Origin of the sequence: Micromonospora sp. DT201, assembly GCF_049841575.1 — a bacterium.
Taxonomy (GTDB): Bacteria; Actinomycetota; Actinomycetes; order Mycobacteriales; family Micromonosporaceae; genus Micromonospora.
The window spans coordinates 1-344 of the sequence record NZ_JBNCKP010000096.1 but is presented as its reverse complement, the minus strand read 5'-3'; the positions used below and the strand labels follow the sequence as shown (position 1 = coordinate 344).

General features: G+C 66.6%; 1 protein-coding gene. It reads left to right on the top strand.

Annotated elements, in window-relative coordinates:
* Positions 1-3 precede the first annotated feature (3 nt).
* The coding region (locus ACLQ28_RS34570; protein ID WP_425690458.1) for a KR domain-containing protein at positions 4-344 on the top strand (341 nt) is incomplete at its 3' end.

The window sequence follows — 344 nt, the reverse complement described above, 5'->3', positions numbered from 1 at the left end:
GAGATGTTGACCGAGATTGTGGCCTTGTTCGAGCGGGGTGTGTTGAGGCACTCGCCGGTTCGGGTGTGGGACGTGCGTCGGGGTGCGGAGGCGTTCCGTTATCTGCGGGAGGGGCGTAACACCGGCAAGGTGGTTCTGACGGTTCCGGCGCCGTTGGATCCGGGCGGCACGGTGGTGGTGACTGGTGGGACGGGTGGTTTGGGGGCGTTGTTCGCCCGGCATTTGGTCACCGCGTACGGGGTGCGGCATCTGGTGTTGGTGTCTCGCCGTGGTCTGGCGGCTGATGGTGTGCGGGAGTTGGTTGACGAGTTGGCGGGGTTGGGTGCGTCGGCTCGGGTGGTGGC